The sequence below is a fragment of the Mesorhizobium sp. HAY1-8B genome (assembly GCF_056868045.1).
The window spans coordinates 5,755,567-5,768,714 of sequence record NZ_CP200321.1; the positions used below are offsets into that span (position 1 = coordinate 5,755,567).

Annotated in this window: 7 protein-coding genes; 3 read left to right on the forward strand and 4 right to left on the reverse strand. The window is 65.7% G+C overall.

The annotated features are described in order from the left end of the window. Window positions 1-72 precede the first annotated feature (72 nt). The 3 genes from AC1VON_RS27625 to AC1VON_RS27635 all read right to left on the reverse strand — a co-directional run bounded on the left by AC1VON_RS27625 (window position 73) and on the right by AC1VON_RS27635 (window position 7,165). A complete protein-coding gene (locus tag AC1VON_RS27625) occupies window positions 73-3,345 on the reverse strand; it encodes an autotransporter outer membrane beta-barrel domain-containing protein (RefSeq protein WP_483125538.1) in 3,273 nt (1,090 codons plus the stop codon). Window positions 3,346-3,672: 327 nt separating this feature from the next. Beyond that, window positions 3,673-5,034, reverse strand: coding sequence for a VpsF family polysaccharide biosynthesis protein (locus tag AC1VON_RS27630; RefSeq protein ID WP_483125539.1), 1,362 nt, complete (start codon window positions 5,032-5,034; stop codon window positions 3,673-3,675). 1 nt (window position 5,035) lies between these two features. After that, window positions 5,036-7,165, reverse strand: a complete 2,130-nt coding sequence (locus tag AC1VON_RS27635) for a GumC family protein (RefSeq protein ID WP_172349426.1) — start codon at window positions 7,163-7,165, stop codon at window positions 5,036-5,038. A 284-nt stretch (window positions 7,166-7,449) separates the two neighbouring features. Between AC1VON_RS27635 and AC1VON_RS27640 the strand changes: the two genes are divergently transcribed. Both AC1VON_RS27640 and AC1VON_RS27645 read left to right on the forward strand, forming a co-directional pair. Next, window positions 7,450-8,973 (forward strand): glucosamine inositolphosphorylceramide transferase family protein, encoded by a 1,524-nt coding sequence (locus tag AC1VON_RS27640; protein ID WP_172349425.1) that lies wholly within the window; start codon window positions 7,450-7,452, stop codon window positions 8,971-8,973. 88 nt (window positions 8,974-9,061) lie between these two features. Beyond that, a complete protein-coding gene (locus AC1VON_RS27645) occupies window positions 9,062-10,270 on the forward strand; it encodes an FAD-dependent oxidoreductase (protein WP_483125540.1) in 1,209 nt (402 codons plus the stop codon). Window positions 10,271-10,546: 276 nt separating this feature from the next. Here the strand turns inward: AC1VON_RS27645 and AC1VON_RS27650 are convergent, their stop codons facing one another. Further along, window positions 10,547-11,608, reverse strand: coding sequence for a LacI family DNA-binding transcriptional regulator (locus AC1VON_RS27650; RefSeq protein WP_172349423.1), 1,062 nt, complete (start codon window positions 11,606-11,608; stop codon window positions 10,547-10,549). Between the two features lie 139 nt (window positions 11,609-11,747). Here AC1VON_RS27650 and AC1VON_RS27655 point away from each other — a divergent pair, with 139 nt between their 5' ends. After that, entirely contained in the window at window positions 11,748-12,779 is a 1,032-nt protein-coding gene (locus AC1VON_RS27655) for a hydroxyacid dehydrogenase (protein WP_483125541.1), read from the forward strand. Window positions 12,780-13,148: the final 369 nt, after the last annotated feature.

Genomic DNA, 13,148 nt, shown 5'->3' on the forward strand with positions numbered 1-13,148 from the left:
ACCGTCGAGATTGAGCTTCCCCCTTCGTCACCCTAGCGCGAAGCAAGGAGCGACGCGGCGCGGTGCCGCCCCTCAAAACACCATCTTCACCCCGACATTGGTGTCGATGCTGGCATTGTTGTTCAAGGCCGTGCCGTTGACGGCGCCGTAGAGCGAGACGGTGTCGCTCATCTTCCAGTTGCCGCCGAGACCGAAGCTGATGCCGAAGAGGTTGCTGTCGCCTTCCGCCACGGTCGAGGCGATGCCGAGAAGGCTGACATCCGTGCCCGAGCCCTGGACGCGCTGCAGGGCGACGACGCCGAGAGTGGTGAAGAGGCTCCAGCGCTCATTGTCGAATTGAAGCTTCGCCAGCGCCCGCTCCTCCAGGAAGCCGGTATAGTGCGAGGACACCGTCATGTCGGCGCTCGAGCCGGTTTCGCCATAGCCCTCGGCGTCGACGCCGAGATAACGGACGCGCAGTTGCGGCGTCAGGCTGGTGCCGGGCTGCAGGGCGACACGATAGCCAAGGGCGAGCTCGGGCGATACGAAAGTCGAGCCATAGTCGCCGCTGGCCGTTTCCGTGGCGAGGCCGTTGGTGACCATGCGCTCGGAACGGTTCTCGGCATAGCCGCCAGTAAGGTTCCCCTCGACAAAGGCGGCACCGGGCGACCAGCTGCCATAGAGCCCTGCATAGTACCATTTGGACTTGAGCGAGGAATTGCTGTCGGTCTCGGTGCGGCTGTCCGCGAGGCCGAAGAAGCCGCCGAGGCGCAGCGTGTCCGAGACGCGATGATCGCCGCCGAAGGCAACGCCGACGAAATTCATCCAGGAGTCTGCACTGGCCGCGTCCTGCGAAGCCACGCTCCGCCCGGCCAGGACACGCGACCAGACGATGTTGCCGGCAGCATCGCCGACAGCCCCGTTCGAGAAGCCCGAGAACGCGTTGTCCTGGCCTGAGCCGGTCAGCGCCGCGGAGGTAAACCTCCGATCGACGGCATTGTCGTCGGCATAGGCGAGCGCGCCGCCGGAGGAACTGGCGCCGGAGGAACTGGCAATGGGCAAGGACGACGGCGACAGTGACAGGGCGTCGCTGGCGAGGCCCGAGAGCGAGCGGGTGATGTCGAGCGCGCTGCGCGCGCCGGCCTGCACCGCGGAGCCATCGGCGACGATGATCTGGTGTCCCTTCACGACATAGGCGCTGCCGCCGGTGACGATCGTGTTGTCAGCGGCATCGTAATTGGCGACGTCGAGGATCCAGCTGCCACGGCTGAAGCGGGTGGTGTTGCCGGTGGTGCCGGCATAGTCGATGGCACCATCGAAGCGAGCACCCTTGTCGAGGCCGATGCTGTTGCCGTCCTTGTTCAGCAGGACCGCGGCAGCACCGCCCGAGATCAGGCCTGTATTGGTGAGCGTGAGCAAGCTGCCTGCGTTGATGCCGTATTGGTCGCCGGCGATGGTCCCCGAATTGTCGATCGTCGTCGTGGCGACCATCGATGAGACGCCCACGTTGCCAGTGATCGTGCCACTGTTCGTCAGCACCAGGGATGCGCCGGAAAGTGAGCTGTAAGCACCGATGCCAACGCCGAAATAGGCCGCACCGGCGATCGTTCCGGCGTTGTCGATCGTCGTCGTGGCGACCTGTGCATTGACGCCGAAGCCGCTGGTGATCGAGCCAATGTTGGTCAACAGCAGAGACGAGTCGGCGCTTCTGCTGAAAGCATAGACGCCAGTACCGAAAGCGCCCGTGCCGGTGATGGTCCCCGAATTGTCGACCGTCGTCGTGGCCACCTGCGCGTTGACGCCGAAGTAACCGCCGGCGATCGCCCCGCTGTTGGTCACCGCCAGGGACGCATTGGCAAGCGCGCTGAGCGCAAAGACCCCGGAGTCGCCTGTGCCGGTCATGGCCCCCGAATTGGCGACCGTCGTCGTGGCAAGCTGGGAATTGACGCCTTCATAGCCGCCTGTGACCGTGCCGCTGTTGGTCAGCGCCAGGGACGCGTCGGCAAGTGCGCTGCGGGCAAAGACGCCGGAGTCGCCTGTGCCGGTCATGATCCCCGAATTGGCGACCGTCGTCGCGGCCACTTGCGAGGAGACGCCGGACACGCCGGTGATCGTGCCGTTGTTGGTCACCGTCAGGGATGCGGCGGCGGCGGCGTTTTCGGCATAAACGCCGGCATCGTATACGCCGGTGATGGTGCCCGAATTCGTGATTGTCGTTGTGACAAGCTGCGAATCGACACCGTACTCGCCGGTGATCGTGCCGCTCTTGCCGTTGGTCAACGCCAGAGACGCGTTGGCGGCCGCGCTGTCCGCGTAGACGCCAGCGCCACCCGTGCCGGTAATGCCTCCGGAATTGTCGATCGTCGTCGTTGTGACCTGCGAGGACACACCGAACGTGGCGGTGATCCGGCCGCTATTGGTCAACGCCAGGGACGCGTTGGCGTCGGTGCCGTCGGCAACGATGCCCGTGCCATAGACGCCGAAATTGTCGATGTTGCCCGAATTGGTGATCTTCGTGGTGACGCCGTGGGCCGCGACACCATCCCAATCGCCCGAATTGCCGATGGACTTGATCCAGCCTGAATTATCGAGGGTCAGATCTCCATCGGTTGAAATGGCCGCCGAAGAGCCAGAAATCGTACCGGAATTGACAATAGTCGCACTGACAGTGCTGAGACTATTGGAGGCGGTATAGACTCCGATGTCGCCGCCGATCGTGCCGCTGTTGGTCAAGCTGAAAGAGCCGACGGAAACGTTTTTTACGTAGACCTCCGCGTGGATGCCATAGCCGCTGTCGCTCCAGATCAGCCCCGAATTGGTGATCACGGTGGTGCCGCCCCAAGCCCTGACAGCCGTGCTGTTGGTCGATGGGTCGGTGTCCGTGACGATGTCGCCCGAATTGTCGAGGGTCAGGTCGCCGATGGCCCTGAGCGCGAAGTAGCCACCCGAGATCGTGCCGGAATTGGTCGCCTTCACCGTGTAGCCGTCGATGCCGAATGACTGCCCCGCCATGACCCCGGTGTTCGTCAGGTCAAGGTAGTGGTCCCCATCGAGGGCGTAGATGCCTTCGATCCTGCCATCGTTGACGATCGTGGTGAGGCCACTGGGGCCTACATTTATGGCTCCTCTCGATCCAAAGATGGTGGCGCCCAAGCGATTGGTCAGGGTCAGCGTTCCTTGCAACCTGATTGCCGAGAAGGAGCTGCTGATCGAGCCGGCATTGTCGATCGTCGTGGTGTCGGTGCTCGCCGTATCCCCAACGCCGCCTATCATGCCCGTATTGGTGTTGGTCAGGTCGACAACGCCGCTCGTGGTGACGAAGCAGATCGCCGTCGCATTGGTGTAGGCCTGGTTGTCGAGGGACAACTGAGGGCAGCTGGCTCGCGCCACCGCAGGTGCGGCGAGGAGCGCGAGGCTCGATGCGGAGGCAAGGAAAAACGGCTTGATCGGCACGGGGCGGGTCTCGAGGGCTGGAACCAGATTGTCCCACCCTTGCCATGAATCTCCTGCGTAATCTTCTCGTTCCAGGGGACCGCGTCAGACTTTTTCTGGGCGGACTTTTGCGACCGGGTCGCCTGGAACCCATGCCGCGAACATCAAATGAGGCAACGGTCGAAACCTGACGTGTTGCGCCTGACGATGGCCCCTGGGAGAAGCGCTGGCACGGATGACGAGGCGCGGGGGAATCTGACGCTAACGACGCAGCGGCAAGCCCTTTGGCTGACCATCCCCCGGTCCGCGCACTCCTTGCCTCACCACCCCCCTCGTCGGCCGATACAGCGCCAGCGCGATCACCACGAATTTGGTCGTGAGCGTCGTCTTCGACGCCAGGCTTTCGGACGTGTTGAGCAGGATCAGCCAGCCCAGCATCAGCAGCCAGATGCCGGCATGGCAACGGCGCGCCACTTCATGCATGAACAGCGCGAAGCCGACGAACAACAGCAAGGTGAAGAAGGCGCCCTGGTAGAGGACCATGCGGATGATGGGGTTCTCGATGCCTTGCTCGAGGCCGCTGATGCGGCGCAGGCTCTCGATGAGGTCGATATCCGGCCCCACGATCACGTCGCGCAATTCCAGATGATTGAAAAGGTCGAACATCTCGACGCGGGCGTTGGCGCTGCCGGAGTCCGACACGAAGCGCTCGAGCAGCGCGTCGAAAAAGCCGTAGGACGCCGCCACCGCGATGACCACCGGGACCAGCGCGGCAAGGATGAGGCCCAGGGCCGCGCCAAGCAGGTTGACGCGCCCCGTGCGCAAGCCGCGAAGGCCCTGGATGAGCAGGTAGCAACCGCCGAGCAAGATGGTCAGCACCATCGCGGAGCGGCCGCCGAAGGCGACGAGAGCCGCGCATTGCAGGCCGATCAGCCCCAGCCGCAGCGGCACGGACAGCGATTTCGAGCCGGAGAGCAGCGCCAGCACATAGATCGAGGTGACCGTGGCATTGGAAAGCGGATGGCCCTGAAGCGCCGTCGAGCGCAGGTCGGTCATGAACGCTTCGCCGTCGAGGCGATAGGGAAAGATCAGCGTCTTGGTGGCGAACTCGAACAGGGCCAGCAGTGCGTTCACGGTCATGATGGCGTGAACCACGGTCTGCATCCGGGTGAATGTCTTCTCGTCGTCCTCGGCCAGCATCATCACCAGCAGCGCCGGCGCCACGAACGTGTCGATCATGCCGGCCATGCCAGGGCGCTGGCGCGCGATGACGACGACCAGCAGCACGATCGAGATGACCGCCATCAGCGTGCTGGCCGGCCGCCGGTCGGCGATGGCCACCGTGTAGCCGACCGGATTGCCGAAGGTGCAGGCGCGCCAGGCAAACACCAGCACGAGCAGATAGGTCGACGGATGGATCTTGGTGGCGGGGTTGCCGGTCAGGCCGTCGTAATTATAGCCCACCAGCCACAACATGCCGCCGGAGATGGCGAATAGCAGCGCCACGACCGCGACCAGGCCGAAGCGCGTCACCCAGTCGACGGAGTCGGCGCGGGGTGCGGCCGCGACCTGACCCGAACCGGCCCAGCCGGCTGCCGGGTTGGCGGTCCGGATCGCGGCCATGTCAGGCCGCCTCGTCGACCAGCAAGGCGCCGGTCGGCAACCGCCCCATGACGGAAATGGCCTGCGAGGCCGTCGTGACATCGCGCATCGGCGTCGAGTTCAGTGTCGCGACCATCACGATCTCGTCGACCATGGCGACCAGCGGCGAGGCGTTGAGATTGTCGGCCAGCGCGCCGCCGTCGACGACGACGAGGTCGAAATTGCGGCCCGCCTGCGCCAGCATGTGCTGCGTGAAGTAGACGGCCTGCGCCTCGGAAAGGACGGCCTTCTGTCGACCCCTGCCCAGCACCGCGACATTGCTGCCGGCCGTGTACTGGCTCAGCGACTCGAAGGCATATTCGCCGCGCAGCACGTCGAGGAGACCGGGTTGCGGCTCCTTCTTGCCGCCGGCATTGTTGGTGTCGATGAAAAGGACACGGCTGCCCCTGGCAGCCGCCGCATTGGCGAGCAGGCGCGCCACCCTGCCCCGTTGCGCGGCGTCCTCGGGCGGCGATGTCAGCAGGATGGACGGCACCAGCGGCCAGTTCGGCGGACGCCGGCTGGAGGCGAAAAGGCGCCTCAGCGCCAGGCCCGCGACCGCATCCGTTTTCTGCCCGGCCGAGGCGGCCGCGCCGCCGAAGGGCCACCAGCGGCGGCGCGCCGATTTCGCCGGCAGAACGCCAAACACCGGCGCGTCGATGGCCGATTGCATCTGCGCGCTGGAAAGCACGGTCGGCGAGGAATATTCCGCGATCAGCGCCAGCGCGGTGCCCAGCCCCAGCCCGCCGAAGAGGGCGCCGAAAAGCAGCAGCGGCAGCGGCGGCCAGCTCTTCTTCAAGGCGGGCATGGCCTGCGAGATGATGCGCGCATTGGTGCTGTCGACGTTGATCTGCTCGCGCGTTTCCTGCGCCCGCTGCAGATAGGTGGCGTAGACCGAGCGCACCGCCTCGAGGTCGCGCTGCAATTCACGCAGCTTGACCGACGCCTGGTCGGTGTCGAGCGACTTGCTCTTCATGCCGGCGACCTTGGCCTCCAGCGCCTGCTGGTTGGCCAGCGCCCGTTCGTAGTCGGTCTCGGCGGCGGCACTGATGCGGCCGAGTTCGCGCGCGATGAGGGCGCGCGTGTCGCGCAGCTGCTGCTGCGCCGCGATCATCGAGGGGTGGCGCGGCCCGAGTTCGGTGCCAAGCTGCGAAACCTGGTCGACAAGCGTCGCCTCCTGCGCCCGCAGGCTCGATATCACCGACGAGCGCATCGCTTCCGAGGTCGCGTCCGGCGCACCGCCGGACCGGCGCAGCTGGTCGACCTGCGCCTTCAGCGTCGCGGTGCGGCTCTGCGCGGCGGAAAGCTGCGTGTTGATCTCGGTCAGTTCCTGGTCGCTGACCAGATTGCCCGCCGCCATCACCATGTTGTGGGCGGATTTGTAGGCCTCCACCGCGTTCTCGGCCTGCTGGACGCGCTTGCGCTGTTCGTCCAGCCGCGCGGTGATGGAATCGGAAGCGTCGGTGGCCATCTTCGCGCGAGCGCTCGCCTGGTCGGCGAGGTAGGCCTGCGCGATGGCATTGGCGAGCTTCGCCGCCTTGTCGGGGCTCTTGGCGGTGACGATCACATCCAGGACCAGCACCTTGTCGGCCCGCTTCACCGCCAGCCGCCGGCGCAGCGCATCGAGCGTCTTTCCGGTCCTGTCGGTTTCGGCCGACCCCGAACCCAGCAAGCCGCCAAGCAAACGGCCCACCAACCCGCCCTGCCCGTTGAATTCCGGATCCTCGGTCAGGTTGGTTGCCTCGATGGCCCTGAGCAGCACGCCCGTCGACTGGACGACGCTGACCTGGCTTTCCACCATGGTGATGCCGCCATCGGGCGGAACGCGGCTCGGATTGACGTCGTTGGTGACCACCTGCAGGTCTTGCGGGTCGATGATGATCTCGGCCACCGAACTGTAGAGCGCCGGCGTGAACAGGCCGTAGAGCAGCGTCACAAGGGTCAGCAGCGCGGCGGTGGCGAGGATCAGGAAACGACGGCGCACCAATATGCGCTTCAGGTCACCCAGCTCGACGGTCGAGGATGCATAGGACGCCGTCGGCGCTGGCTCCGGGGCGTATTGCGTCACCTCTGGAGCATGTTGTTGCGGCAACGAGAGCAGGGATGATTGCAAAGGTCGCTCCGACAACACTCCATATGCCCCAAAAGATTAATTGCGGCCTCAGCCTAGCTATTCCTCCAACTGTTAAAACACTGTTAATTATGTTGGGAGCTCTCCTGATTTTTGGCACGGAGTTTGCCTGATAAAGGCACGAGCGTGGTGACGCGGGCGCGGGCGAGCAGGAGACGGACGCAAATGGGGCAACATTTCACTTCGACCCATCCGTCCGGGCCTCTCGCGTGTCCAATTTTCGAACACCGGCCAGATGCCGAACGTCGAAATGCCAGGGGTGCGACATGCGGGTAAGCCTGCGCCTGGACAGCGAGCGCGTCCGTGCTTTTCACCTGCTGCTCCTGCAGCGCCTGGCCGAGTTGGCCCCGGTCGAGGTTTCCGTCGACGCCAGGCCGGCCGGGGGCGGCATTCCAGGCAGCGCCACGGCGCTGTTTCAGCTTGAAACGGCCATCCATGGCCTGCCGGCGGACGGGCTGGCCAAGCGCCTGCCGCTGTCGGCTTTGGCGCCCTACCGGACGCAGCCGCCCGCCTCTCCTGATCTGGTGATCGACCTCTGCGGCGACGTCCGCCTGGAAGGAACGCGGGTCTGGCGCGTGACCTATGACGGCGCCGCCGGCGAAGCGGCCCTGCTGGCGTTGATCCTCGACGGCCGCACGCCGGTCGCCCGCATCGAGGAGAACGGCGCCGCCGTCGCCGAAGGGCGCCTGGGCACCGAATATGGCGGCATCGCGCTTGCCTCGTTCCAGGACATGCTGGCGCGCACGGCAAGCCTGATCGTCGCGGCGATGCCCCCGTCGGCAATGAATGGCACGGCGCGCACCGTGCCCGTCCTGCCTGAACCGGCGCAGGCCGGCGCCTCGCCGCGGATACCCTCCACCGCCAGGCTTGGCATCAGGGCGGGCAAGGCGCTGGCGCGGCGCGTCGTCCAGAAGATCTATCACCTCTGCTACAATGCCCCGCACTGGAAGGTCGGCTGGCGCCAGACCAATGGCCGCGACCTGTTCGACCTGCGCGCCCATCCGGCAACGGGCTGGCAGGTGCTGCCCGACGATGGCAGCCGCTTCTACGCCGATCCGTTTCCGATCCTCTACCAGGGACAGGTAACCCTGTTCGTCGAGGACTATATCCACCGCCTCGGCAAGGCCATCATCTCCGCCGTGCCGTTTGGCCCATCGGGGCCGATCGGACGTCCCGAGCCGGTGCTCGACCTGCCCTATCACCTCTCCTACCCCTTCGTCTTCGAGCGCGACGGCGAAGTCTGGATGGTGCCGGAAAGCTGCGCCAACCGCACGGTCGACCTTTACCGTGCCACCGCCTTCCCCGGCGGATGGGTCAAGGAGGCGACGCTCTTGTCCGACATCGTCGCCAGCGACGCTACGCTGGTCGAGCATGGCGGGCGCTGGTGGCTGTTCGCCACCGTCCGCGACGGCGGCGGGGCCTTCTCCGACGCGCTGTATCTGTGGTCGGCGCCGGATTTTCGCGGACCCTGGACGCCGCATCCCAAGAACCCCGTGTTGGTCGACATTGCCTCGGCGCGGCCGGCCGGCCGCATGGTCAAGCGCGGCAACGACCTGCTGCGCCCGGTGCAGGATTGCCGCAGGAGCTACGGCGCCGCCCTTGGCATCGCACGCGTCGCTCACCTTGATGTGAACGGCATGGAGCAGGTGGTCGAGACCATCTTAACCCCAGGCGCGCTATGGAATGGGCGCAAGTTGCACACGCTCAACGAGGCGGGCGGCCTGGAATTCATCGATGGCTCGGCGATCGCGCCGCGCTGGAAACAGGAGAGGCGCCCACCATTAACCTAAACATTGGTTACCACCAGCCACCCGTGCTGGTTGCTTGAGGTTGATATGGGCCCGGAAGATAGTTCCACCAGAGATTGTGGAGACGGAAATGACTAGCATAGAGGGCGTCGACATGCCGCCCGCCGAGGCTACCCCGACTGAAGTCGACGTGGCGATCATTGGCGCCGGGATGGCCGGCACCACCCTGGCAACACTGTTGGGAAACGCCGGCCGCAAGGTGGCGCTGATCGATCCGCACCGCGTCCATCACGACGAGTTCCGGGCCGAGAAGATCGGCGCGAACCAAATGCGACTGTTCGAGAAGCTCGGCCTCGACAAGATGGTCATGCCTCTCGTCACCCCGTTTACCGACGTCGATGTCTTCCGCCTCGGCCAGTTCTTCGCCCGTGAAAAGAAGTGGGAATACGCATTTTCCTACGGCGCGCTGATCAACGGCCTGCGCGACGCCTTGCCGCCGCAGGTGCCGTTGACGGTCGGCAAGGTAACCGAGGTCTCGACCGGACCGGACCGGCAGCGGCTGGTGCTGGCCGACGGCAGCGTCATCAATGCCCGCCTGCTGGTGGTGGCCACCGGCTACAGCGAGGCGGTGCGGCGCGCCATCGGCGTCGAACGCATCGAGCTGTCGAAGGCGCATTCGCTGTCGATGGGGTTCGACCTCGCCATTGCGCCGCGTGATTGCGCCTATCGGGCCGTAACCTCCTACGGCAAGCGGGCCTCGGACCGCGTCGCCTATCTCACCGTTTTTCCCATCGGCGACAGGATGCGGGCGAACATGTTCGTCTATCGCACCGTCGCCGACCAGTGGACGCGGGATTTCCGCGCCGATCCGCAAAAGATGCTCTGCGAGCTGATGCCCGAAATATCGGCGCAGTGCGGCAACTTCGAAGTGGCGAGCCCCGTCGAGGTCAGACAGGTCAATCTGACCATGACGCAAGGCCATCGTCGCGATGGGGTCGTCTTCATTGGCGATGCATTCGTGACGACATGCCCGACGCCGGGCGTCGGCATCGGGCGGGTCATGATCGATGTCGATCAGCTCCATTCGGTTCACATTCCGCGCTGGCTGGAAACGCCAGGCATGGCGGCTGACAAGATCGGCGCTTTTTATGACGACCCGGTCAAGGTGGCTTCGGATGAGGAAGGTATGCGTGTGAGCGTCTACGCCAAGCAGATCACCACCGAAACCGGGCTGGAATGGCGCGTGCGGCGCCTGCGCAACAACACGGCACGTCAACTGATGATCATCGGCCGCAGGATGCGTCATCTGGGACCGCGGCGGGCGCCCGGCATCGCGTGAGGGGCCAAAAAGCAAAAGGCGCGATCGAGCGACCGCGCCTTGCGTTTCGGCAGGCGAATGCGCCAGACAGCTCAGGGCGGCGGCGTCGCACCTGATGATGGGCTCGCCTGGGCCGTGACGGCCGAAAGCCGCTCACGCTTCTGCCAGCTTGGCTTCTCGTATTTCTTCACCGGATAGCGCCCTCCGCGTTGGATACCGCGCCATAAAAAACCGCTTCGGCGCGCGATGTCAATTGTGCGAGCCGCCTCAGGCACGGCGCTATGGACGATGCGGCTGCTATTGTCGGTCCCCTTCCCCGGAAGGCGGGCCGCTGCCTGGCGAGCCAACGGATTCCCGCATCAAGACCCGGCAAGGTTCGAGCCGCGCCGTCGGCGGTCCCTCCTTGCCTTCGATCCTGGCAAACAGGGCGTCCATCGCGTGGCCGGCGATCTGGCGCACCGGCTGGACCACGGCGGCGATGGCCGGCCATGTCGCCTGCATCCATTCGGCGTCGTCGAAGCCGACCAGCGAAATGTCGTCGGGGCAGTGCCAGCCGCGACGGCGGAATTCCGACAACGCCACCAGCGTGCCCTTGAGAAACAGCGAATAGACCGCCGTCGGGCGCTCGCCTTCTGCAAAATAGTCGCGCAACCGTGCCCTGAGCGGCTCGACATCGGTTTCGGCAAGCACGACGTCGATGCGCACATCCGGCGCCAGTCGCAGCGCGGTGGCGCGGAACCCGTCGAGGCGGGCGCGCACCGTCGCCGCCTGCTCGCCGAGGCCGACGACCAGTATGTGGCGGTGGCCCTTGCCGAGCAGCTCGCGCGCCACTTCGGCGCTGGCCGAGGCACTGTCGGCCGACACCGTGTCGAAGGCATCGTCGGACAACACGCGGTCGATCAACACGCCGGTCATGCCGTTGGCCTTCATGAATGCGGCCGCCGGGCCATGCTCGTTGCGCACCGGCGCCAGCACCACGCCGGCGACGCGCCAGTCATGCATGCGGGCCAGGATCTCCGTTTCGCGCGCTTCGGATTCGCGGCTCGACGCCGCCACCAGCGTGTAGCCGCGCTGCTCGGCGAGGCTCTCGAGCTGGGTGAGCATCTGGCCGAAGAACTCGCTTTCGAATTCCGGCATGATGGCGCCGATGATGCGGCGCCTGGCCCTGCGCATGTCGGAGGCCAGCGGATCCACGCGGTAGCCCAATTGCTCGACGGCATCGAAGACGCGTTGCGCGTTCTCGGGCTTCACCGTGGTGACGCCGGCCATGACCTTGGAGACGGTGGCGGCCGACACGCCGGCGCGGCTCGCCACGTCGTGGATCGACGGACGCCGCGGCTGGTCCTGCCTATGTGCCATGGCTCGTCCTCCCGAGGCGCGGCCAGAGGCATATTCTTGTCGGCCGAGGACATGAATAATCGATTTTTGCGAGTTGTAAATCGGTTCACGCGAGGTGATTATTGCCGCGAGAGCGCGGGTCGCGCCGGGAGGAATCATCATGTCGAACAAGGATTTGCCGCTGGTGATCAGCGCGCCGGAGCCACGCACGCTCGAGCTGATCTTCACGCCGCCGCAGCTGGCGCGCTTCAAGGCGAAATACCGCGTCGTTGAAACCACGGCCGATGGCGTCGCCAGCCTGCCGGCCGATGTGCTGGCGCAGGCCCGCTACATCGTCGGCCAGCCGCCGATCGCGCCCGGAACCCTCGACGCCATGCAGGCGCTGCGCTGCGTCTTCAACGTCGAGAGCAACCTCCTCAACAACATGCCTTACGAGACGCTGTTCGCGCGCGGCATCCATGTCGTCACCACCGGCCTCGTCTTCGCCGATCCGGTGGCCGAGCTTGGCCTTGCCATGGCGCTGAACCTTGCCCGCGGCATCGTCGACGCCGACCTCGCCTTCCGGCAAGGCAAGGAGTTGTGGGGCGGCGACGGCAATTCGACGGCACGGCTTCTGTCGGGCGCCGATGTCGGCATCGTCGGCTTCGGCGATCTCGGCCGCGCGCTGAACCGCCTGCTGTCGGGCTTCCGTACCCGCACGCGGGTCTTCGACCCCTGGCTGCCGCCATCGATCCTGATCGACAATGGCGTCGAGCCGGCCTCGCTCGACGAGGTGCTGTCGCGCAGCGACTTCGTCTTCGTCGTCGCCTCGGTAACCTCCGAGAACCAGGGTTTTCTCGGTGCCGATGCCTTTGCGAAAATGCGCAAGGGCGCTGCCTTTATCCTGCTCAGCCGCGCCGGCGTGGTCGACTTCCCGGCACTGATGGCGGCGGTGAGAAGCGGCCACATCGTCGCCGCCAGCGACGTCTTTCCGGAAGAACCGCTGGCGCCGGACCATCCCGTGCGCACCCTGCCCGGCTTCCTGCGCTCGGCCCACCGCGCCGGCGCGCTCGACATCGCCTTCAAGCGCATGGGCGACATGGTGCTGGAGGACATGGACCTGATCGACCGCGGCCTGCCGCCGCTGCGCTCCAAGCGGGCGGAGCGCGAGACGGTGTCACGCATGCGCTCGAAGCCGGTGGACAGGAACTGACGGAGAAAGAGCGGAACCTTTGCGCGGCGTTTGCGTTTCAGGGGTGGATCGTCTCCCATTCGATCCGCTACTCCTCCAATCAGCCCCGCCAGGCCCCGGCCGGCGGGGTTTCTTTTATCTGGCGATCAAGGCCGCCCGCATGCGTCGCGGAAGACGGGCTTTTCGTCACGATGGAACGATCGTCCCGCTGACAGGTTTTGCAAACGGCCGGGCGGTGGGACGCCCGGTCTACTCCAGAAGGCCCGTCACCCCTCGCGTCGGTGGCGGGCCTTTTCGTTTGCCGCGCTCTCCATGGCATGCGGACCCATGGCATGCGGAACCTTCCCGACAAAGCGACGTTGGTCCTCGCCGGTCAGGCAGACAATTCGC

What these genes read in the sequence shown, in the direction of transcription:
- AC1VON_RS27630 (WP_483125539.1), bottom strand. Translation starts at nt 5,034, where the DNA reads ATGGCCGCGATCCGGACCGCCAACCCGGCAGCCGGCTGGGCCGGTTCG.
- AC1VON_RS27640 (WP_172349425.1), top strand. Translation starts at nt 7,450, where the DNA reads ATGCGGGTAAGCCTGCGCCTGGACAGCGAGCGCGTCCGTGCTTTTCAC.
- AC1VON_RS27645 (WP_483125540.1), top strand. Translation starts at nt 9,062, where the DNA reads ATGACTAGCATAGAGGGCGTCGACATGCCGCCCGCCGAGGCTACCCCG.
- AC1VON_RS27650 (WP_172349423.1), bottom strand. Translation starts at nt 11,608, where the DNA reads ATGGCACATAGGCAGGACCAGCCGCGGCGTCCGTCGATCCACGACGTG.
- AC1VON_RS27655 (WP_483125541.1), top strand. Translation starts at nt 11,748, where the DNA reads ATGTCGAACAAGGATTTGCCGCTGGTGATCAGCGCGCCGGAGCCACGC.